This window comes from Veillonella tobetsuensis, assembly GCF_002959935.1.
Taxonomy (GTDB): Bacteria; Bacillota; Negativicutes; order Veillonellales; family Veillonellaceae; genus Veillonella; species Veillonella tobetsuensis.
The window spans coordinates 225,667-247,595 of record NZ_PPDF01000012.1 but is presented as its reverse complement, the minus strand read 5'-3'; the positions used below and the strand labels follow the sequence as shown (position 1 = coordinate 247,595).

22 protein-coding genes are annotated in these 21,929 nt (G+C 37.0%); all 22 read right to left on the bottom strand.

Annotated features, from left to right (window positions below; genetic code table 11):
- Positions 1-10: 10 nt before the first annotated feature.
- The 22 genes from VTHSUH11_RS07065 to prfB all read right to left on the bottom strand — a co-directional run bounded on the left by VTHSUH11_RS07065 (position 11) and on the right by prfB (position 21,902).
- Entirely contained in the window at positions 11-607 is a 597-nt protein-coding gene (locus tag VTHSUH11_RS07065) for an MBL fold metallo-hydrolase (RefSeq protein ID WP_105093145.1), read from the bottom strand.
- A gap of 52 nt (positions 608-659) precedes the next feature.
- On the bottom strand, positions 660-2,147 hold the full coding sequence (locus VTHSUH11_RS07060) for a TrkH family potassium uptake protein (RefSeq protein WP_105093144.1): 1,488 nt from the start codon (positions 2,145-2,147) through the stop codon (positions 660-662).
- 7 nt (positions 2,148-2,154) lie between these two features.
- Entirely contained in the window at positions 2,155-3,495 is a 1,341-nt protein-coding gene (gene trkA, locus VTHSUH11_RS07055; protein WP_105093143.1) for a Trk system potassium transporter TrkA, read from the bottom strand.
- Between the two features lie 3 nt (positions 3,496-3,498).
- Complete coding sequence (locus VTHSUH11_RS07050; protein ID WP_059362194.1) at positions 3,499-4,395, bottom strand: CvfB family protein; 897 nt, start codon at positions 4,393-4,395, stop codon at positions 3,499-3,501.
- 3 nt (positions 4,396-4,398) lie between these two features.
- On the bottom strand, positions 4,399-4,761 hold the full coding sequence (rsfS, locus tag VTHSUH11_RS07045) for a ribosome silencing factor (protein WP_105093142.1): 363 nt from the start codon (positions 4,759-4,761) through the stop codon (positions 4,399-4,401).
- Positions 4,762-4,774: 13 nt separating this feature from the next.
- Positions 4,775-5,899, bottom strand: a complete 1,125-nt coding sequence (locus tag VTHSUH11_RS07040) for an LCP family protein (RefSeq protein ID WP_105093141.1) — start codon at positions 5,897-5,899, stop codon at positions 4,775-4,777.
- A complete protein-coding gene (yqeK, locus tag VTHSUH11_RS07035) occupies positions 5,892-6,473 on the bottom strand; it encodes a bis(5'-nucleosyl)-tetraphosphatase (symmetrical) YqeK (protein WP_105093140.1) in 582 nt (193 codons plus the stop codon). Before yqeK ends, VTHSUH11_RS07040 begins: the two co-directional genes overlap by 8 nt.
- A 6-nt stretch (positions 6,474-6,479) precedes the next feature.
- Entirely contained in the window at positions 6,480-7,094 is a 615-nt protein-coding gene (nadD, locus tag VTHSUH11_RS07030; RefSeq protein WP_105093139.1) for a nicotinate-nucleotide adenylyltransferase, read from the bottom strand.
- Between the two features lie 139 nt (positions 7,095-7,233).
- Positions 7,234-8,487 (bottom strand): glutamate-5-semialdehyde dehydrogenase, encoded by a 1,254-nt coding sequence (locus tag VTHSUH11_RS07025; RefSeq protein ID WP_059362180.1) that lies wholly within the window; start codon positions 8,485-8,487, stop codon positions 7,234-7,236.
- 11 nt (positions 8,488-8,498) lie between these two features.
- Positions 8,499-9,620, bottom strand: coding sequence for a glutamate 5-kinase (proB, locus tag VTHSUH11_RS07020; protein WP_105093138.1), 1,122 nt, complete (start codon positions 9,618-9,620; stop codon positions 8,499-8,501).
- A gap of 38 nt (positions 9,621-9,658) precedes the next feature.
- Entirely contained in the window at positions 9,659-9,943 is a 285-nt protein-coding gene (yhbY, locus tag VTHSUH11_RS07015) for a ribosome assembly RNA-binding protein YhbY (RefSeq protein ID WP_059362174.1), read from the bottom strand.
- Positions 9,944-9,951: 8 nt separating this feature from the next.
- Positions 9,952-11,223: a GTPase ObgE gene (obgE, locus tag VTHSUH11_RS07010; protein WP_105093137.1), complete on the bottom strand. Its 1,272-nt coding sequence runs from the start codon at positions 11,221-11,223 to the stop codon at positions 9,952-9,954.
- A 22-nt stretch (positions 11,224-11,245) separates the two neighbouring features.
- Entirely contained in the window at positions 11,246-12,382 is a 1,137-nt protein-coding gene (locus VTHSUH11_RS07005; RefSeq protein ID WP_105093136.1) for a S41 family peptidase, read from the bottom strand.
- 1 nt (position 12,383) lies between these two features.
- Entirely contained in the window at positions 12,384-13,568 is a 1,185-nt protein-coding gene (locus VTHSUH11_RS07000) for a murein hydrolase activator EnvC family protein (RefSeq protein WP_059362166.1), read from the bottom strand.
- 10 nt (positions 13,569-13,578) lie between these two features.
- Positions 13,579-14,466, bottom strand: a complete 888-nt coding sequence (gene ftsX, locus VTHSUH11_RS06995; protein ID WP_105093135.1) for a permease-like cell division protein FtsX — start codon at positions 14,464-14,466, stop codon at positions 13,579-13,581.
- Positions 14,456-15,142: a cell division ATP-binding protein FtsE gene (gene ftsE, locus VTHSUH11_RS06990; protein ID WP_059362160.1), complete on the bottom strand. Its 687-nt coding sequence runs from the start codon at positions 15,140-15,142 to the stop codon at positions 14,456-14,458. The genes ftsX and ftsE overlap by 11 nt, the downstream gene beginning before the upstream one ends.
- 11 nt (positions 15,143-15,153) lie before the next feature.
- Complete coding sequence (locus VTHSUH11_RS06985; RefSeq protein WP_105093134.1) at positions 15,154-16,086, bottom strand: transketolase family protein; 933 nt, start codon at positions 16,084-16,086, stop codon at positions 15,154-15,156.
- Positions 16,086-16,922, bottom strand: coding sequence for a transketolase (locus VTHSUH11_RS06980; RefSeq protein WP_105093133.1), 837 nt, complete (start codon positions 16,920-16,922; stop codon positions 16,086-16,088). Before VTHSUH11_RS06980 ends, VTHSUH11_RS06985 begins: the two co-directional genes overlap by 1 nt.
- A gap of 35 nt (positions 16,923-16,957) precedes the next feature.
- Positions 16,958-18,052 carry a polysaccharide pyruvyl transferase CsaB gene (gene csaB / locus VTHSUH11_RS06975; protein ID WP_105093132.1) on the bottom strand — a complete coding sequence of 365 codons (1,095 nt, stop codon included), beginning with the start codon at positions 18,050-18,052 and terminating at the stop codon, positions 16,958-16,960.
- Positions 18,045-20,081: a DUF5693 family protein gene (locus VTHSUH11_RS06970; protein ID WP_105093131.1), complete on the bottom strand. Its 2,037-nt coding sequence runs from the start codon at positions 20,079-20,081 to the stop codon at positions 18,045-18,047. The genes csaB and VTHSUH11_RS06970 overlap by 8 nt, the downstream gene beginning before the upstream one ends.
- 12 nt (positions 20,082-20,093) lie before the next feature.
- Positions 20,094-20,786: an LmeA family phospholipid-binding protein gene (locus tag VTHSUH11_RS06965; RefSeq protein ID WP_059362145.1), complete on the bottom strand. Its 693-nt coding sequence runs from the start codon at positions 20,784-20,786 to the stop codon at positions 20,094-20,096.
- 8 nt (positions 20,787-20,794) lie between these two features.
- Positions 20,795-21,902, bottom strand: a protein-coding gene (gene prfB / locus VTHSUH11_RS06960) for a peptide chain release factor 2 (protein WP_244900000.1) whose coding sequence is annotated in 2 segments (ribosomal slippage) — positions 20,795-21,844 and positions 21,846-21,902 — 1,107 coding nt in all. Because the reading frame shifts where the segments join, the coding sequence is not laid out codon by codon here.
- Positions 21,903-21,929 lie beyond the last annotated feature (27 nt).

The following is a 21,929-nucleotide window of genomic DNA, read 5'->3' as shown; positions in this document are numbered from 1 at the left end:
TTTGTCAACACTATATATTAAAATTCATAATGAAGTTTTTTTCATCTCCCAAAATAGTGCTATCTTTGTGTCCGGGTTCCACTAATAATGCATCATCTAACTGTAATATTTTATCAAGACTTTTACGTAAATCATCTGCATTACCATTATAATTATCACTATTGCCCACATTTTGTTTAAATATAGTATCACCGGTAAATAAATGATTTTCGATTTGCAAACAAACTGATCCAGCACTATGTCCCGGTGTATGATAAACATAGAATTTGAAAGGACCTATTTCTAAGGAACCCTCATGTAATGAGATACATTGTGTAAACATTTTCTTTTTATATACACTAGGACGACGACGAATAAGCTGTAATAATTCGTGATCACCTTTGTGTAAATAAGCAGGAATTTTATAATGTTCACAGATTTCATCGAGAGCAGACACATGGTCGCAATGACCATGTGTCAATACAACAGCTAACGGTGTTGTATCCCCAACCATATCAATAATATGTCGACTGTGAAAACCTGGATCTATTATGAGGGATAGGTTATCTTGTTTTAACACGTAACAGTTTGCTTTATATAAGCCTAGTGGACATTTTATTATCTCCATATACGTTTCCCTTCTCTTATAATAAACCCGCCATATACAGTAATTAAAGGAATTATAGAACTGTATATCGTTTTGTCATATCCTTTTTAATAAAATAACCTTCCCAAAATTGTGGATGTAGCATAACTAAAATTGTAAATAATTCCAGACGGCCTAATAACATATCTATTATTGCAATAACCTTAGCACCATCAGGCAATATAGAAAAAGTATCTGTAGGACCGTAATTAGCAAAAGCTAAACCTACATTACTTTGAAATGCCGTTACAATTTGTAATGCGTCACTAGTAGACAAACCAAAGCAAGTCATAAAGAAAACAGAAATTACATAAATCATAAAATATAAGAATATGAACTGTTGTGTCATCTGAATCCATTTGTCAGGCAATGGTTTTCCATTGATTCGCACAACTTGAACCATATCAGGATGTATAGACTTACGCAAATAAATAATACTACTCTTGATTAGAATAATAAGTCGTATAATCTTAACGCCCCCTGTAGTAGAACCACTACAACCGCCAAAAAAGCTAGATATAAATAACATCATTTTAGCTGCAGCAGGCCATAAATCATAATCTGACACAGCAAAGCCACTACCTGTTTGAATAGAAACCAAAGTAAATGCAGCATCTTGAAATAACTTGCCTATATGAGTAGCTTCGGATTGGATACATAAAGCTATAAATGTAATAAGAATACCTAAAGCTAATACGAGCCAATACATACGGGTCTCAAAGTCAGAGATTAATGCAGAAAAACCTTTATGAATTACGTTGTAATATACAGCAAAGTTGCCACCAGCAATAATCATAAATAAAATGAATACTACACAAATATATATATTATCACTGTATATAAAGGTTCCAGCTGTAGTCGGTGTTAATCCTCCTGTGGCTATAATGGAAAACGCATAATTTAAAGCATTAAAAGGATCTATACCGCCAAGCCACAACATAATAAAACAAATTATCGTAAATACAACATATAGAGACCATAATTTGGAAGCCATTGATTGTATACGTGGCAATACTACACCTGGCTTAGGGACGGATGCTTCAGCATTGAAAAAGTGGGCTGCATCAGCACCCAGGTTACGTAAAAATGACAAAATTAGAACGATAATTCCCATACCACCTATCCAATGCATTAATCCACGCCAAAGGATAAAGGTTTTAGGTGCTTGATCGACATCATATATAACCGTAGCGCCCGTAGCAGTTAACCCTGAAGAAGCTTCAAATAATGCATCTACAGGATTAATGAGAATACCAGATATCATAAAAGGAATGGAACCAAGTAAAATAGTAGAAAGCCACGTAGATGCAACTACGAGAAAGCCATCACGCAAGCTAAAACTTTTACTTTGATGACCATTAGTAACCAATAAAAATCCTGCTAATCCGGATATAGTAGCTGTAACAGCAAATGACCAATATGCAGTTTCAAATATAATGCTATATATGAATGGTATAAGGAGAAAAGCTCCAAAGATATAGAGTAATTTCCCTACCAAAGACATGACAATTTGTATACGCATATAACCCCTACGTCAAATAGTTTAATAATTTAGTAACTGACTCTGGTAATGTAAATAATACAATATGGTCCCCTACCAAAATCTCTGTATTACCACGCGGCACAATAGCCTCATCACCGCGGAGTATAACGCCAACAAGTGCTTTACCAGGAAGGCGAATATCCTTAAGTTGTTTGCCTGCTACTGGTGATTGATCTGTAATAAGAATTTCAATGGATTCAGCCTTACCACCTTCGAAGGTTGAAATTGACACAACGCCTTCACCACTTCGTACAATTCTTAGTATTTGACCTGCCGTCATAAGTCTAGGAGAAAATACAATATCAATCCCCACTTGTTCCATTAGCATAATGTATTCTGGACGACCTACACGAACAACAGTTTTAGGTATGCCCATATGCTTACCCACCAAAGCGACAAGAAGATTCAACTTATCGTCATCTGTGAGGGCAATGATAACATCGTTATCAGCCACTTCTTCTGCTTCGAGCAAATCAAAATCCGTACCATCGCCATTGATAATAATTGCTTTATCCACTTGAGCAGCCAAGGCTTCACATCGCTCGATATCCTTTTCTATAACCTTAACCGTAAAGCCAGATTTTTCTAATAATACAGCAAGATTTCTACCTAACAATCCAGCTCCAATGATAATAGCGCGTTTATGAAAGGCCTCATGATTAGAAAACCATTGTTGTTCAACAGCATCAACGCCATCTTTTAAGCCTAGAAAGAAAACACTATCATTAGGTAAAAGAATACTTTCACCATGAGGTATAATCATTTCGCCTAAGCGTAATATACCAACTAATAAAACCCCTTCTGGAAAAGTTAGTTCTTTTAACGGTTTATTGATGAGAGGAAATGTACTATTAATCTTAAACTCTATCAAACGTACAGAACCTTGACCAAACTCCTCTACATCAAGAGCAGATGGCGTTTCAATAATACGAAGTAACTCTTGAGCGGTAACCATCTCTGGATTGATGAATAAATCAACACCTAACCGTGCTTTCATTGTGTCATCCATATGTTCAGCGATATTCGTATCCCTAACACGAGCTACCGTAGATGGAACACCGGCTATCTTGGCTACCGCACAGGATAACATATTGACTTCATCAGAGTCGGTAACGGCAATAAATATGCCTACATCAGACATATCAATTTCATTTAATAATTGAATATCGCTACCATTGCCACAAACAAGGCTAACATCTAGCGTATTTTCTAAATTATGAATCCGTTCTTGTGAACGATCTATAAGATATACATCATGATCATCCTGAACCAATCTTTCACACAAAGAATATCCAACTTTACCAGCACCTACTACAATAATTTTCATAGTTTAGTCCTCTTTGTCAGTTGATGGTGTCCATTCTTTTCCCGTTTCTGTTAATAATGTCCATCCATCTTCCTGAACTACAAGACGGTCCTTCATCAAATGACCAATAGCACGTTTAAATGCAGCTTTACTGATATTAAATTTATCTTTAATCAGCATTGCTGATGACTCATCACTATAAGGCATTTTACCACCCCGCTGTAAAAGATATTCCATAATAATCTGACCATCAGATACCAATGCCTTCTCTTTTATAGGGCGCATAGAAACATTAATACGACCATCGTCACGTTTAAATGTAACGCGGGCTTCTACCATTTCTCCAACATTTAGTTTTCTTGTCATTTCAGAGCGATGCAAAAAAGCAATCCATCGCTCTGGAGTAATAAAAAATGCACCATCACTAGTCAAATTATAAATAGCACCATTAACTTGTTGCCCTACAACAGCTTCTGTAGCCGCCTTAGAAGCACGGCGCATTTCATCATCAACATCCATCGATACAGCCATACGACCAGATTTATCGGTATAGAGTTTTACCCATACCTTTTCCCCGACTTGTGGTCTACCACGCATTTCAGCGTGAGGCATGAAAATCCCCCGTTCAGTACCAACCTCTACAAAACATCCAAAATTAGTTACATTAATAACCTCAACATAACCAATTTGTCCTACCTTCATAGCTGGTAATCGCATGGAAGCTGTCAAACGCCCCTTTGGATCACGATATAAAAATACCTCTACATCATCCCCAATAGATACTGGTGATGTTTGTTGATCCTTATGGAGTAATATATCATCATTTGTATTACCTGTTTGACCATCAAGGAAAGCACCATGATCACTGGTACGTAAAACACGTAAGGTGGCTATGGTATTCTCCAATAATTCGCTAGCCATATATTATTCTCCTTCAAAAGGAACACGCTCAGCGTCATTCCATAAGGCTTCTAGACCATAAAATTCACGAATTTCATCATTGCCAAATACATGGCAAATGATGTCACCGAAGTCTAGTAAAACCCACTCACCTTCACGATAACCTTCACGATGAAGCACTGTCATACCTTGTTCAGCTGCAACATCTTCAATTTGATCAGCAATACTTTGAGATTGCTTAATATTGTTAGCACTTACAATCATAAAATAATCGCCTAACATAGAAATGCCTTCTAAATCTAAGATTTCAATATCTCGACCTTTTTTATCAAAAGCTGCTTGTGCAAGGGATAATGCATGTTGTTTAATTGCTTCTTTTTGTTTCATTATATCTCCTATTTTACTCTTTCTTTTCTGCTTCTGAACCTGGTTCACTTGGCTTAGCTCTTGTGCCTTGTTCCGATTCAACAGCAACCTTTTCCTTAGTTGCTACAGGAGCAGACACAAATTGACTCATATCTTGTGGTGATAATGTTCCCATAGTTATACCTACTAAACGCTGTGCCTCAGTAGGATTAACATGCCAGTAAACGATATTATCAATTTTCTCTTTTTCACCAGGTAAAATATAAAAATGAATATGATCTTTTTCAGTTTGACTAATGGAACGCATCAATTTAATGGCATCCCATGTGGAAATATTACTTTCATAATGGCTCCATAAACGCCAAATATGCCAAGCTTTAGTTAGGAAAAATCGATCTTGCTCACGTTCAACCCAAAGTTTTAAGAAACGTTCTTGTCGTTGTACACGGCTAAAATTATCATTATGTTCATCAGCATATCTCAAATAGGCTAATGCTTTATCACTATCTAAGTTTTGATAGCCTCGACGCAAATCGATATCCTTATTCCCTGTTTCAGCATCAACATGTTCCATATTTTTTTCTACATAAAACTGTTGATCACCTAATACATCACTGGTTTTTCTGAAAGCTGTTTCGTCAACAATAACATAGTAAGGAATACTGATATGAAATACATCCTCTATTACGGCCTTTGTTAGTTCAATACCACCATCTGCATACATTTGATTTAACATGGATACAGATTTTTGATCTCTACTTTCAATCTTACTATTACTAGGAATACCGATTATATCCATCGTACTCGTATTCATATTAATAGACATGAGGAATAATGAATCGGCTTGACTCGGATTATTTTTATCTTTGCCAACAATCAATACATAAACAGGCTTATCTAAAGCCTTTTGCTCTACGCTGACTGTATCAGTATGTTTTGGCTCACTAGATTCCTCAATAGTAGCTGCCGTATCAGTATTAGTAATACGGTGATAAACGTAACTAACACCACTATACAGGCCCCAACCTATGCCACAAATGACAGACAGTGCTAATACAACGGCAATCACTAATCGTCCCCACTGAACCTTGGATTTCTTCATTTGTCTCTCTCGACGCCTTCTACGTCGACGGGCACGTGCTTTTTCGAGTTCATCCATTATTTGCACCTCCTTTTTTCATATGTCGCAATAGATCATTACGGCTAAGAATAGTGAGTGGATAAATTGAATCTCCACTATCAATTAAATGACGTATAGTCATATCAAAACCACATAATACACCAGCATCTAAAGACTGTTCAGCAGCTAATCGAATATCATTTACACCAGGAAATTTACGATTCGGTTCAATATAATCAGCTAGAAATATAATTTTATCTAACTTTGACATATTTTCTTTCCCAGTAGTATGAACGCGTATAGCCTCCAAAATATCTGGATTTGTTACACCATATTGAGTATTAGCCAAAACCATTCCAGCCAAACCATGTAGCAAGGCACCACTATGTAGCATATCTTGGTCACAAGGCAAATCTGCAACTAAATCACGCATTTCTAAGAGAGGAATTTCTTTAGCACAATCATGTAAAAGTGCAGCTAAATGAGCATCCTCAATATTTGCACCATATTTTTTGGCTAAATACATAGCAGAATTTACTACACCTAATGTATGAATAAAACGTTTTTTACTTAATTTATTAGATAAATCGGTTTCAATCTCTTTTATATCCACCTTATATTATTCCTTCCGATAAATATCATATTTCTCAATATACTTAACTACACATTTAGGCAACATATAGCGCACCGTTAATCCATGTCGTAATCTATCACGTAAATAAGTAGCAGATAATTTCATTTCTGGTACATTCATTAAATGAATCTTATCATGAGCTTTAGGCCCTAATAAATCTAAGGTAGTATCTATAACTTGAGATCCATCGGGACGCATGGCACCAATAAAGTGACAATTATCTAATAATTGCTCAATAAATTTCCAATTTGGTAAATCTCGTATTGTGTCTGTGCCAGCGATAAAGAAAAACTCAACAGAGTCCCCATATATATTTTTAAAATAATGAATCGTATCAATAGTATAGGAAGGCCCTTCACGACGCATTTCCACATCAGATATTTCAAAATATGGATTATCTGCTACTGCGGCAGCGGTCATCGCATATCGATGCTTTGCATCAATAACATCATTATGTTTATGAGGAGGAATACGGGCAGGAACAAAAATAACCTTATCTAGTTTGAAAGTTTCCCTTGCGACCTCTGAAATCATAAGATGACCTAAATGAATGGGATTGAAAGTTCCTCCCATTATACCTATGCGCCTTGTTTCTACCATATATAAGCCACACCCTTTATGACTATAATACAAATCAAGATAAATAATGTAATTGCTTTTATATACGATACCCACTCATAAGAACCTTTTGGAGTCTGTATATAACGATAGTAAGCTCGCAATAAATAATATAAGCGTATCACGAACGAATTTGCCCCGTACCAAATACAAAATATTTATAAGATGTTAATGCTTGTAAGCCCATTGGACCACGAGCATGAAGCTTTTGAGTGCTAATGCCAATTTCAGCACCAAAACCAAATTCGAAACCATCTGTAAAACGAGTAGAAGCATTATGATATACAGTTGAACAATCTATAAGATTCATAAAACGCTGTGCAGATGCAACATCATCTGTAACAATGGCTTCTGAATGATGTGTTGTATAACGATTAATATGTAAAATAGCATCATCCAAAGATGAAACAATGGCTACATTTAAATCAAAATCATTATATTCTGTGCTAAAAGAATGTTCATCAACAGCTATACCTTTTATTATTTGTAACACCTCAGGCGTACCATGAATGGTTACATGATGAGACGCTAATTTTTTTTCTAAAGCCACTAAAAATTCTTTTGCAATCCCTTCATGAACAAGCAGTGTTTCCATGGAGTTACAAACTGAAGGACGTTGTACCTTAGCATTTACAGCTATATCAAGGGCCATCTCAAGATTCGCATCAACATCAACATAGGTATGACAAACACCACTTCCGGTTTCAATAACAGGAATCATACTATCCTGTACAACACGTTGAATTAAACCAGCACCACCACGCGGGATAATCACATCGATATAACGACGTTGTTGTAATAATACACTTACAGCTTCACGATCTAAGACCTCCACTAATTGGATAGCCAATCGAGGTAAATCATGTTCTTCAAGTACATCTTGCATAATGGAAACAATAACTTGATTTGTATTGAAAGCCTCTTTACCACCTCGTAAAATAGTGGCATTAGCGGTTTTAAAACATAGTGCACCAGCATCTACAGTCACATTTGGACGCGCTTCAAAAATAATACCTATAACACCAAAAGGAACGGCTCTCTTTTCTATATGAAGTCCATTTGGTCTATTTATACTTTCTAAAACAGAGCCCACAGGAGATGCCAATAAACTGACTTGCCGAACACCTTCTGCCATTTGTTCAATACGATCTTTTGACAAAAGTAAACGATCAAGCATCGTGTCAGGCACTACATCACGGGCAGACTCCATATCTTTATGATTAGCCTCTAAGATACGATCTGTATGTGTTACTAAAGCCTGAGCCATTGCACGCAATACATCATTGATGCGCTCCTCTGGCAATTGTTGTAATACAAGTGATGCTGCTCTAGCAGATTCGCCCATATTTTTAAAGATTGATTCATATGAAATCATGCAGCACCTCATCAATGAATAATAACAAGATTATTTCTATGAATGACTTCATCATAGGTTGTATTAATTTCTAATACACGCGCAATATCCTGTGTATTATGACCTTTAATTTTAACTAAATCTGATGAACTGTAATTTACTAAACCACGAGCAATCTCTTTGCCATCATACAGAATGGATACAGTATCACCAGGTTCAAAAATGCCATCTACAGAAATGATACCCGCTGGAAGAATACTAGCACCCTTATCCAAAACAGCACTAGCACAACCATTATCAATAGTAATAAAACCACTTAAACGTTTGCCATACGCAACCCAGTGATGTTTTTGAGAAACACCTTGATTATTAGCAATAAATAATGTACCTATGTCTTCACCCTTACAAACTCTGCGTAAAGAATTATCCGATTCTCCACTAGTAATAATCATGTGAATACCTGAGTTGGTTGCCATATGGGCCGCTTTTATTTTTGTATACATACCACCAGTACCCATACTAGATCCAGCACCACCTGCAATTTTATAGGTTTCATCGGTAATCATCGAAACCTCATGGATTAAGGTTGCTTCTGGATTAGTGGCAGGATTTGCCGTATATAATCCATCTATATCAGATAAAATAATTAATACATCTGCCTCTACGATACCTGCTACAGTAGCAGATAATGTATCATTATCACCTATTTTATATTCCTCAATGGCTACTACATCATTTTCATTGATGATTGGAATTACATGAAGTTGTAATAAAGCATGCAAAGTATTACGCAAATTCAAATAGCTATGACGAGAGGTACTATCCTCCTTCGTCAATAATATTTGAGCCACCGTTCTACCATACTCTCGAAACATACGTTCATACATATGAATTAGCACACCTTGACCAACTGCTGCAGAGGCTTGACGCAATACAAGATCTCTTGGTTTTTCTTTAAATCCTAGTGGAGCCAAACCTGCACCAGTAGCACCTGAGGAAACAAGAATAACCTCTTTCCCTTGATTAGCAAGATCTGATAATTGACGGACTAAATGCTCAATCCGTTCTAAATTTAAATGACCATTTGGGTAACATAATGTGCTGCTCCCCACTTTTACAACAATGCGTTTAGCATTCTTAATGGCATCTCTCATAAAATCGTCTCCTATGTAAGGGAAAAAGGTTATAACAATTATTTAGGTAATATAATTTTAGGTTCTTTTTTAGCTTTATAAAGAACACCGTTAAATCCGATAACTTGCACTAATTCAGCACCAAGCATATCAGCTAATTCTTGGAAAATTTCTTTATCTTCAGGGCTATTATTAAGCAGTTTAACCTTGATTAGTTCACGTGCCATTAATGCCGCTCTAGCACTATCAATAACACTGTTTTCAAGGCCATTTTTACCGATTTGAACAACCGCTGGCATAGTAGCTGCTAAAGATCGTAAATATCGTTTTTGTTTTCCTGTCATTATTACTCCTAGTCTCTGAATGTAAAGCGTTGATCACCAATTACAACTTCATCGCCTTCTTGACATCCCTTTTCACGTAATTTATTATCCAATTCCATAAAACGCCAAATACGTTGGAAACGGCGTAAGGATTGATCATCATCAAGATTTGTCATCGCTACAAGGCGTTCAATACGTTTACCTGTAATATAAAAGGCTGCATCGTCGCCACGGGTGATGACAAACTCCGTATCAGGTTTAGCTTCATACATTACGGTATCATCAGTAGCTTCAATCTCAGGCTCATAATTTTCTACATAGTAATATGCTCGTTCCATAAGTTCTGGCAAACCTTCACCACTTAGAGCATTAATTAAGAATACTTCATAGCCTTTATCTTCAAAATACGCTTTCGTATTAGGAATAGTATCTTCATCAAATACAAGGTCAATTTTATTAAGTGCTACAATCTGTTTCTTACCAGCTAATTTTTCAGAATACTTACGTAACTCTTCATTAATAGCATCAAAGTCTACCTTTGGATCACGGCCTTCCATGCCTGATACATCGAGAACATGAATTAAAATATTCGTCCGTTCCACATGGCGTAAGAAATTATGACCAAGTCCTACCCCTTCACTAGCCCCTTCAATAAGACCAGGAATATCGGCTAATACAAAGCTACGATCACCAGAGATTGTAACAACTCCCAATACTGGTGTTAAGGTAGTAAAATGATACGCTGCTACTTCTGGTTGTGCTTTAGATACCTTGCGTAAAATACTAGATTTACCAACGCTTGGATACCCAAGTAAGCCCACATCAGCTAACACTTTCAATTCTAATTGCAGCCAATGCTCTTCACCTGGTTCACCTTTTTCAGCAAATGTAGGTGCACGATTAGAGCTAGAAAGGAATCGTGCATTACCACGACCGCCACGGCCGCCCTTAGCAATGACAAATGTATCTCCATCATGTACTAAATCACAGAATACTTTACCAGATTCCTCATCCTTAACAACAGTACCTAATGGTACAGGGATAATTAAATCATCTGCACCTCGACCATGTTTATTGGCACTTTCACCATTGCCACCCTTTGGAGCTTTAAACTGACGTTTATAACGGAAATCAACAAGGGTGTTGATATTTTTATCCGCTTTTAAAATTACATCTGCCCCTTGGCCACCATCGCCGCCGCTAGGTCCGCCATTAGGAACATATTTTTCACGACGGAAACTGGACATGCCATCTCCGCCGTCACCCGCTTTTACAAATACACGAGCGCGATCTATAAACATAATTACATCCTTTTCTGCAAAACTATTTTAAAAGTTCTATTGCCTTTTGAATTTGAATATCTGTAATATTACCAGATGGAGAAGTTCCCTTTGGTAATTCTAATACAACATCTGGTTGAATACCTGTGCCATCAATAACACGATCATTTGGCGTATGGTATTTAGCAATCGTAATCTTAATACCTTCTTGTTCAAAATTTGGATATACACTTTGAACGGTACCTTTACCATAACTATTTGTACCTAATATAGTGCCAAGTTTTCTGTCTTGAATAGCACCGGCAATAATCTCAGAAGCACTAGCAGACCCTTTATTAATAAGAACTACCATAGGCAATGCAGGATTCTTACCTTCTGATACATAGTTGCGCTTTTCATTATCTCGTGTTGTAAAGGATACCAATGTACCTTCTGGCATAATAATACTAGCTATATCCTGAGCACTATTTAATAATCCACCAGGGTTATCTCGTAAGTCAAGTACAAGTGAAGTCATACCTTCAGAGCGTAACTGATCATATTGTGTTTTGAAATCATCTGCTGTGTGTTCAGCAAACTGACTAATCCGAATATATCCAATATGATCTGTCAACATTTTACTTTTTACTGTAGGTAACACAATTTCTTCTCTTGTAACAGTATATGTCAACAACTGATTGTCGCGTTCGACCACAATTGTTACATCTGTTCCAGCATTGCCACGAATTTTTGCTGCTGATTCTTCAATAGTCATAGAACTTGTATCTACACCATCTATAGATACAATATGATCTCCACTTTTAATACCGGCCTTGTAAGCTGGTTGATCATCAATAACAGACACAGCCTCTAGACCTTTAGGGCCATGACCAAGTACCATGCCAACACCAGCATAAGTACCAGAAGTATGCTCTTTCATGGTTTCTAAATCTTCTGCGTCTAAATAGACAGAATGTGGTTCTCCTAAAGACGCAATAAGACCTTTTAACATCCCATCAAAAAGTGTAGCCTTGCTGATTGGTGTCATAAACTTTTGTGTTGCCACATAATAGGTAACCACAAAACGAGGTAAACCATATGGCGATCCAGATATGTACCAAAATACAAGCCACATCATAACAATTGATGCCACTATATATTTAATTAGTTGTAAACATAGTCTTTTAATATTACTATTCATTCTATAAATAACCCATAGGATCTACAGGATCCCCATTTTCACGTACTTCAAAATGAACATGTGGCCCTGTACTATTACCTGTACTACCAGCATACGCTACTACTTGCCCTTTAGAAACAGACTGGCCTTCATCCACTGCCAATTCAGAATTATGGCCATACAATGTAGATAAACCATTGCCATGATCAATAACAACAGCATAGCCATATCCGCCCATCCATCCGGACCAAACAATAACACCACTATCAGCGGCATGAACAGGAGTGCCTTCATCGACACCAATATCAATACCGGAATGATAAATTGTGGTTCCCCAAATTGGGTGAACGCGATATCCATATGGTGAAGTAATTTCACCACTAACTGGCCATCCTAATTGGCCTGTACCTTGAACCCAAGTATAAGATGAACCCTGTCCTGCTGATTGAGCAGCCGCAGCTGCTGCAGCGGCACGAGCCGCTTGTCGTTCTTTTAACATAGCACTAATTTGTGCTGATGAAGCATTTAGTTCTTCAATAGCTTGCATTGCAACAGCTCTATCATTTTGTGCTTTTTGAAGAACAACATTGCGTTCTGCTTTTTTCTGTTCTATCTCAGCTTGTTTTGCAAGAGCCGCTTTTTCTAATTCCACTAACTTGGCTCGATCTTCTTCAAGCTTTTTCTTATGCGCTTCAATTTGAGCGCGTTCTTTCTTGATTTCACTTATCAAGTTAATATCGGAATCAATAATTCTTTTTAATACTTCTAAGCGATTTGCAAAGTCACTAAAATCTTTAGATCCAATAACTACATCTAAATAACTAAGACGGCCGTTGATATAAATATCACGCACCCGTTTATAAAATACGGCTTCACGACCTTCTAAGCGCTTTTGTGCTTCTGCCAACTGACGTTCATTTAGAGTAATATCATTTTCTACAGCTACCCGTTGTTCTGTAATAGTATTTAACTCTGTAGTAGCTTGTCGCAATTGCCCCTCTATTTGACGTAATTGTTCAGATACACTACCGATTACAGTTTCTGCATCAGACTTTATAGCATTTTGTTGATTCACTTGTTGTTGAATTGAATCTAACTGATTCGTTAAATCCTCATCTTCAGCCATAATAAAGGCTGGTGTCCCGCACAATACCACTCCCGTAAGAAGGGCCGCTACGAGACGAGTTTTTAATGTATACTGTCTCATAAGCCCTCTACTATACTTTCATGTATTGTTTTAACGAAATGGTACTACCTATAATGCCCACAATGATACCACCGCCGATTAAACAACCAACCAATTGATAAAAGAATGGGAACATAGGTACTAATGGGAAGAATGCAAGAGAATCAGATACTTCCATAGTTATGAAATGATAAAACTCTCCTACACACAACACTGCAATAATAGCGCCTATTAAGCCTAACAACATACCTTCAATAACAAATGGCCAACGAATAAACCAGTTCGTAGCACCTACATATTTCATAATCGCAATTTCTTTACGACGAGCAAATACGGTTAATCGAATTGTATTAGATATAATAAACAATGTCGCTGCAGCTAAGAATCCGATGAGGACGATACCACCAATACGAATAATTTGTGTAACGCGGAACAACTCTTCTATAATATCTTGTCCATAATGTGTACTTTCAACACCTTGGAATGTTGATACAAGCTTAGCTGTTGCTTTAACATCTTCTGGATTCTCGAAGGTAAGAACATAAGAGTTTGGCAAGGGATTTATCCCCCCCAAAGCATTAACCAATTGTTGTTGATCACCTAATCGTTCTTTAAACTCCTTCATGGCTTGTTCTTTGTTTACAAATTCCAAATGTTTTAGATTCGGAATTGCTTTTACTTGTCTACCAACCGCCATAATTTGGTCAGTAGTAAGGCCATCCTTTAAATACACACTTAGTTGTACTTGATTTTCCAAACTAGCTGCCATGTTATTTAAATTGATTACACCACAAAGGAATACACCAAGCATAAATAAGGATAAGGCTACTGTGGAAATGGAAGCCAATGTCATGAGACCATTGCGTTTCATAGACTTTAGTGCTTCTTTAAAGAAATATTTCATTGTTCTAGGCTTCATTAAACTCTGCACCCCTCATATTATCACTAAGAACACGACCATCTTTTAATTCGATAACTCGCTTATTTAAATAGGTAACAATATCCATATTATGTGTAACCATAATAACGGTAGTGCCAAAATTATTAATGTGCTTAAACAAATCAACAATATCTTTACTTGTATTAGGATCCAAGTTTCCTGTTGGTTCGTCAGCAATGAGTACTGTTGGACGATTGACGATAGCTCGAGCCACAGCGACACGTTGCTGTTCACCACCAGACAAATCCTCTGGTAAATCATTTGCCTTATCAGACAAACCAACAAGCTCGAGTACATGCGCCACTTTTTCTTTAATTACCTGTGGTTTCTCCTCGATAACCTCTAAAGCAAATGCGATATTTTCAGCTACGCTCTTATTAGGTAATAGGCGAAAATCTTGGAATACTACGCCTAATTTCCGACGTAACTTTGGTATCTTACTACGTTTCATATTCGTAACATCGAACTCATCAACTATTACTGTACCAGAATCAGGCATAACCTCATGAGTCAATAGTTTAAATAATGTAGATTTACCAGCCCCACTATGACCACAAATCAATACAAATTCACCATCATTAATGGTGAGACACACATTATCAAGTGCGGTAGATCCATTGTCATACACTTTACTAACATTCTTAAATTCTATCATCGGTTCCCCTTTTATTTACGTGTCACCACTTTTTTAGCTGCCATTACAATATCATTAGCTGTTAAACCATATTTTTCCATCAATTCTTTTGGTGTACCACTCTCCCCAAATGTATCTTGGACACCAACGAATTCCATCGGTACTGGCTTATTAGCAACAACAACTTCAGATACAGCAGAGCCTAAACCACCTAAAACATTATGTTCTTCTGCTGTTACAATAGCACCCGTTTCTTTTGCAGCTTTAATAATAGCTTCGCTATCGATAGGCTTAATAGATGCCATATTAATAACACGAGCAGAAATTTCTTCAGCCTCTAACTGTTTAGATGCTTCTACAGCAGGGCCAACTAAGGCGCCACAAGCAATGATAGTAACATCGGAACCATCTTTTAATTGATTAGATTTACCTGGTACAAATGTGTAGTCATCTGCAGTTACATCATCAACACCAGCTCTGCCGAGACGTACATAAACTGGCCCATTATAGTTGGCAGCCCATGTAATAACAGCTTCTGTTTCTTTTTCATCGGCTGGTACGATAACAGTCATATTAGGTAAAACACGCATACATGCAATATCTTCTAAACTTTGATGAGTTGCACCATCTTCACCTACAGTGATTCCTGCATGAGTAGCACAAACCTTCACATTAAGCTTTGGATAGCATACAGCATTACGGATTTGTTCAAATGCACGACCGGTTGCAAACATAGCAAAGGAAGATACAAATGGAATTTTACCAGCTGCCGCAAGACCAGCACCTACAGAAATGAGATTTTGCTCTGCAATACCAACATTAAAGAAACGCTCGGGACATTCCTTTTTAAATGTATCCGTCTTAGTAGATTTTGATAAATCAGCATCAAGAACAATAATATTAGAATTCTCTTTACCAATTTTTGCTAGCGCATTGCCGTACGCTTCACGTGTTGCTTTACCCATTATTGTACCCCCATGATTTCATTTACGAATGCCACACCTTGTTCTTCACTAGGTGCCTTACCATGCCAACCAGCTTGACCTTCCATTTCTGCAACACCTTTACCTTTTACAGTATGCATTACAATACATGTCGGACCTTCTGTGAAAGCCTTCGCCTCTTGAATTGCTTGATGTAATTCGTCAATATCATGACCATTTACTTCAATAACATTCCATTTAAAAGCTTTAAATTTATCTGGAATTGGCAATGGGGACATAACTTTTTCAATATCACCATCAATTTGTAGGCCATTATAATCTACAAAGGCAGTCAAATTATTTAATTTATAGTGACCGGCAAACATGGCTGCTTCCCACACTTGGCCCTCTTCAAGTTCACCATCACCGAGGATAGAATATACACGATAATTAGCATTATCTACTTTACCAGCTAAAGCCATACCGCAAGCAGCGGAGATGCCTTGGCCCAAAGAACCAGTAGACATATCGACACCAGGTGTATGTTTCATATCCGGATGACCTTGTAAGAAATGATTGATTTTACGCAAATTCAATAATTCGGATTTAGGGAAATATCCTTTTTCTGCTAATGTAGCATAGAGTGCTGGCGCAGCATGACCTTTAGAAAGAACAAAGCGATCTCGATCTTGCTTATTAGGATTAGCTGGGTCTACGTTCATTTCAACAAAATATAAAAGAGACATAACATCAGCAATAGATAAAGAACCACCAGGATGACCTGATTTAGCTGCTGTTACGGATTGTACGATGCTAACGCGAATTGCTTTAGCCTTCTCTTGTACTAATTGTTTTTGATCTTGACTCAATGTAGTCATAAAGACCTCACTTTCTGGATATATCCAATTTATAGTTAACACTCTTCTAAAAGGGAAATAGCAAATTCAGCATTGCGTTTTGATACCTTGCGCAATGTTTGGATACGATCAAAGGAATGTTGATATGATTCAGTAGAATTTAATAACTCTATACAGCGGTCATACAGTACCTCTTGATGTAGCTCCGTCATGGTCCCTATTGGTTCCTGTTCAATCATATGTAAAAAGCTTGTAATTTTAGGATCATAAGAAATACCAATAACAGGTTTTCCCATTAATGAACTAAATACTAGTGCATGTAGTCGAATGCCAATCATCAAATCCACATTACCTGATAATGAAAGCTGCTCCTCCGTTGTAAAAGGTCCTTCTAACACAATCGGTTTAACCGTCATTAACGATGCAATAGCTTTTGCTTCCTTTGTATCATCTGGATGTGACATAGGAACAAAGATGATTTCCGCATTTTGATTTATGCTGAGACGACTCAAAACATCGGCTAAACTTTGTCTATAAGCCGTATCGTCCTTCCAACGGCGAACTGCAATACCAATTCGTTTTAGCCCACTTTCAGAAGAAGCACAGTTATATTTAGTTAAAATATTCGCACCTATTGATAAATCAGCTTTATGCATTGCTAATACAGCATCCGCTGTCACCTCAACATTTTTAATGCCTAAAGCAAATAACTCATCTTTAGAAATGGTATCACGGACGGTAATACCATCCACATATTGTAACATGAATCGAACTGCACGTTTTGTAGAATTTCGATACAAAGGACCAATGCCTTGAGAATACAGCATAACTGGTTTTCCCAGTAATTTTGCAAGCCCCATAATGCTTAAATAGTAATATGTATTCCGTATGCTGGTAGCATCTTGTAATAAACTGCCACCACCACTAATAACAAGATCTGCATTACTTATGGCATTAAATATACCAAAGGCAGCAAATGTTCCAACTGCCTTAATATTATGCTTTCTACTAGTTTCTTGAGGATTACCTGATATAACCGTAATATGTGCATCACCTTCTACATCACGAATGGCATCGATAATGGCACAAAGCATCGCTTCATCACCAGCATTACCAAAGCCATAGTAACCGGAAATAACAATATTACTCATGACAGTCCTCCCGACGCATTGCCCATTGTGAGATATAGATTACTAAACGAACTGCGAGAATAAGTGCAACCCCAAGCACACAACCGAGTAATAAACCATCGTAACCACGCATGATGGACATGAATACAGGTGTTCTAATATGACAGAATGTTTCTACCATAGATGCAATACCAATAACTCCTGCTAAGGTCAATACAAAATGTATTACCATAGGCCATTTACGTAAGAAAGCGAATGTAGCTAACATCAATAATGGATGCCCAATGATAAACTCTTTTTCCCGTGGTCTAGCATATAATGTATTTTCTAAAAATCTGCGCAATACAAGTTCAAAAGTTGGTACTGGAACACCAGCGGTATGTCCACTACGGCCTACAAATACCCAGCCTACTGCACCTAAAGCTGCCGCAACAAAGAATACATAGATTTTCACATCCATTGTTAAAAATTCACAAATAAATTTCTTAGCCTCTGCTCTAGTATTTATCATGCGGCCTTTCCATAATGGAAAACGTTGTAAATATGCAATCATAACAAGGATAATTGGCAACACAAAGGTAAGCTTAACACCTCTAAAAATGGCAAACTCCATAAAGAATTTTGTATTTCCCAATAATGCTGAAATATACATGCCACCAATAGCTGCAAACAATGCTGCTATAATTAGATAAAATACTGCGAATATAGTAGATTTCCATGGGCCAACAGGACGTGTGCCACCTGATCTACGCCATTCCTCCATGAGCATAACCATAGCACCTACCGGTGCCATAACAGCAGCAGATAAAGCCCAAATTTGTACTAGTAGAGTACCACTAGTTACGATAAATGCAACAATAGAAAGCAAGGATAGTGCGAAGAACAAAACTAATTGCTTATGCTGTGACATAGAAATAAACATTTGTCCTACATACACAAATAATGCAATACTACCGATCATAGTTAGAACAACTAATAAAGGGTTTTGTGTATATGCTGGATAAATATCAGCAGCCCCAAATTTATAACCTTTAGCGCTCAATTTATCATTAGCACTTTGGATATAATTGATAGTTGTTTGTAATACAGTCTCATTATTTTGACCAACTTCATAAATTGGGAATAAATTATAGCGAATATTACGTTCAATATCACTAATATAGAAACGTTGTGCTGCTTCTTCAGGAGTAATTTTCTTTAATTCCTCTTTAGCGATAGTATAAACACGACCTACGCTATAATTTTTCTTTTCCGCCATTTCTAAGAAACCTAGTTGAGGTTCGTATTGCAATTGATTAACAGCTTCTATACCTACCAATGGAATGTGAAGCGTATTCATAGCCTCTAAGGTTTCATCGATATGATTAGGAGCACCTAGTGCCTCTTTACCAGCAAAAATAATGCCCGTTACACGAGGGACCCCTTCTAATCGATTAAACACATATTTAATATCTTCTGGTGTTACATTTCTATAATTTGTAGGACGAATGATGACATTAAAGCCACGATTGGCAACTTCCATAGCTTGAATTCTAGAAACGCCTAAATTCATTTTCGCATAACTATCAGCGGTAGCACCTTGTAATTCTAATACAGGTCCAATACTAGTATTAAGCTCTTTTACCTTCTCTTTACTAATACGATGATATAAATCCTCTCGAATTTCCTTATAATACCCTTCTTTACCAGTAATAAGGGCAACATAAGTAGCGCCTGGTTTAATAGAACTGCCATTGATGCGGACATTTGACATATCTTGTGATGAAAGTAGTTTAATTTCACCAGCATCATTTGCTTTCTCCAAAGTTCTATCATAAATAGCAAAAGCAGTTACACCTGCCTCTTTTAGTGCATCAAAAGCTTCTTTTTGACTACGCTTTTCAAAGGCATTAGCACGAAGAACAGCATCATAATCTATAATATTTTCAATATGGTTCTGCGCCTTTTCAATCGTATTGCGCTCCACTACTAAATAGAGTGCAGAGATAAGGCCAACTATAATACATAGAATAAGAACCAATGAGTGCTTAGTTTTCTTAGCAGTATGCACGATAATTCCTTTCTAATTGAGTACAGGTTTAATCTTAATATGAATTTCACCTTTTTCAACTGTAACTGATTCAGCTTTCACTGGTATTGGGAAATTATTGAAATCATAAATAGAAATTGGTTGTAATTGTTGAGATGTAATACCACCAATAGTCAAACCACTTACTGTAAAGCGACTTGGTGCAAAGGATAAAACATTATCTTTTAATTGTAATGAACCTTGCAAACTGGCTTGTCCCTTCAAAGAACCCATAATATTAACGGTTCCAGTTAAAGAAATACGCTCATTATCAATACTTACATTTGCATCTTGCAACCCTTCCGTATTTTGAATGAGAAATGTTTTTAAATCATTTTCTAATACTACACCTTCTATATAGGACGGTCCAAGGCTTAATACGTCAACCTCATGAGATGCAATGAGAGATACTGGATTGATAACTAGATTATTAGCTTCATAACGAAAGCTAGAAAAGTTTAATTTTCCTAATTGAACATTTTCCAAAGTTCCCGCAACGCGATCAGCCTGACCATACACTAATTTAAAAGCAGGTGTAGATTCAATAACAACGGTTTGACTCGATGGTTGTAGTGATTTATTGATTTCACTTTCAACGATAGATTCCATATATTTAGGTACTACAAATTGAGCCCCTACAGCACAAACAACAATAAGAAAGACTATGAATAGTAAAAATTTCTTCATAATTGCACCTATACAGTTAAATTAGCTTCTTTCTTTAAATAGCCTTCAATAAATTGGTCTAAATTACCATCCATAACGGCTTGAACATTACCTGTTTCCACCGATGTACGATGATCTTTAACCATATTATATGGATGGAATACATAAGATCTAATTTGACTGCCCCATTCAATAGCTTGGTACGTACCACCAATCTGTTCCTTTAACTCAGCTTGCTTTTCTAACTCTAACTCAAATAATTTTGCACGCAATAAACGAAGTGCTTGTTCTCTATTTTGCATTTGAGAACGCTGTGATTGACACTGCACAACAATGCCTGTCGGTTTATGAGTCATACGAACTGCTGAATCTGTTTTATTAATATGCTGACCACCGGCACCACTAGCGCGATACGTATCAACTTGAACATCTTTCATGTCGATGTTAATTTCCACAGTATCATCAATTTCCGGCATAACATCGACAGCTGCAAAGGATGTATGACGACGTGCAGCAGCATCAAATGGTGAAATACGCACTAAGCGATGTACACCTTTTTCAGACTTCATATAACCAAATGCATATTCCCCTTTAACAAGGAATGTAGCACTCTTAATGCCCGCTTCGTCACCAGGTTGTTCATCCATAAGTTCTACAGAAAAGCCTGCTTTCTCTGCCCAACGTAAATACATACGAATCAACATAGAACACCAATCTTGTGCTTCTGTACCACCAGCGCCAGCATGGAAGGTAAGAATCGCATTATTTGTATCGTATTCACCGCCGAGTAAAAGCAACACCTCTTGTTTTTCTACGGCTTCTTGAATATCATTGACGAATTGCTTGATTTCACTTTCCATAGAGAGATCTTCTTCTTCAATCGCCATATCTAACATGACGCTAGCATCCTCAATATCTGATACTAATTGCTTATATCCTTCAACGGAATTTTTTAATTGCGTTGCCTCTTGAGAAACTTCACGAGCCTTATCAGGATCATCCCAAAATGTAGGATCACTCATTTGAACATCAAGTGTAAAAATTCGATCTTCTTTCTGAGCGATGTTAAAGTGAATCCCTCATTCCATAAATTCGTTCTTCTAAACCAGAAATAATAGGCTTTAAATCATCTAACAATTTATGTCACCACCTTTGTGTCTCTAC

Bases quoted from the DNA above. Each gene is read 5' to 3' on its own strand.
- VTHSUH11_RS07065 (WP_105093145.1), bottom strand. From the start codon at position 607: ATGGAGATAATAAAATGTCCACTAGGCTTATATAAAGCAAACTGTTAC.
- VTHSUH11_RS06985 (WP_105093134.1), bottom strand. From the start codon at position 16,086: ATGGGTAAAGCAACACGTGAAGCGTACGGCAATGCGCTAGCAAAAATT.
- nadD (WP_105093139.1), bottom strand. From the start codon at position 7,094: ATGGTAGAAACAAGGCGCATAGGTATAATGGGAGGAACTTTCAATCCC.
- VTHSUH11_RS07060 (WP_105093144.1), bottom strand. From the start codon at position 2,147: ATGCGTATACAAATTGTCATGTCTTTGGTAGGGAAATTACTCTATATC.
- VTHSUH11_RS06965 (WP_059362145.1), bottom strand. From the start codon at position 20,786: ATGAAGAAATTTTTACTATTCATAGTCTTTCTTATTGTTGTTTGTGCT.
- trkA (WP_105093143.1), bottom strand. From the start codon at position 3,495: ATGAAAATTATTGTAGTAGGTGCTGGTAAAGTTGGATATTCTTTGTGT.
- VTHSUH11_RS07025 (WP_059362180.1), bottom strand. From the start codon at position 8,487: ATGATTTCATATGAATCAATCTTTAAAAATATGGGCGAATCTGCTAGA.
- csaB (WP_105093132.1), bottom strand. From the start codon at position 18,052: ATGAGTAATATTGTTATTTCCGGTTACTATGGCTTTGGTAATGCTGGT.
- VTHSUH11_RS07040 (WP_105093141.1), bottom strand. From the start codon at position 5,899: ATGGATGAACTCGAAAAAGCACGTGCCCGTCGACGTAGAAGGCGTCGA.
- proB (WP_105093138.1), bottom strand. From the start codon at position 9,620: ATGAGAGATGCCATTAAGAATGCTAAACGCATTGTTGTAAAAGTGGGG.
- yhbY (WP_059362174.1), bottom strand. From the start codon at position 9,943: ATGACAGGAAAACAAAAACGATATTTACGATCTTTAGCAGCTACTATG.
- VTHSUH11_RS07000 (WP_059362166.1), bottom strand. From the start codon at position 13,568: ATGAGACAGTATACATTAAAAACTCGTCTCGTAGCGGCCCTTCTTACG.
- VTHSUH11_RS07050 (WP_059362194.1), bottom strand. From the start codon at position 4,395: ATGGCTAGCGAATTATTGGAGAATACCATAGCCACCTTACGTGTTTTA.
- rsfS (WP_105093142.1), bottom strand. From the start codon at position 4,761: ATGAAACAAAAAGAAGCAATTAAACAACATGCATTATCCCTTGCACAA.
- ftsE (WP_059362160.1), bottom strand. From the start codon at position 15,142: ATGATAGAATTTAAGAATGTTAGTAAAGTGTATGACAATGGATCTACC.
- obgE (WP_105093137.1), bottom strand. From the start codon at position 11,223: ATGTTTATAGATCGCGCTCGTGTATTTGTAAAAGCGGGTGACGGCGGA.
- VTHSUH11_RS06980 (WP_105093133.1), bottom strand. From the start codon at position 16,922: ATGACTACATTGAGTCAAGATCAAAAACAATTAGTACAAGAGAAGGCT.
- VTHSUH11_RS07005 (WP_105093136.1), bottom strand. From the start codon at position 12,382: ATGAATAGTAATATTAAAAGACTATGTTTACAACTAATTAAATATATA.
- ftsX (WP_105093135.1), bottom strand. From the start codon at position 14,466: ATGAAGCCTAGAACAATGAAATATTTCTTTAAAGAAGCACTAAAGTCT.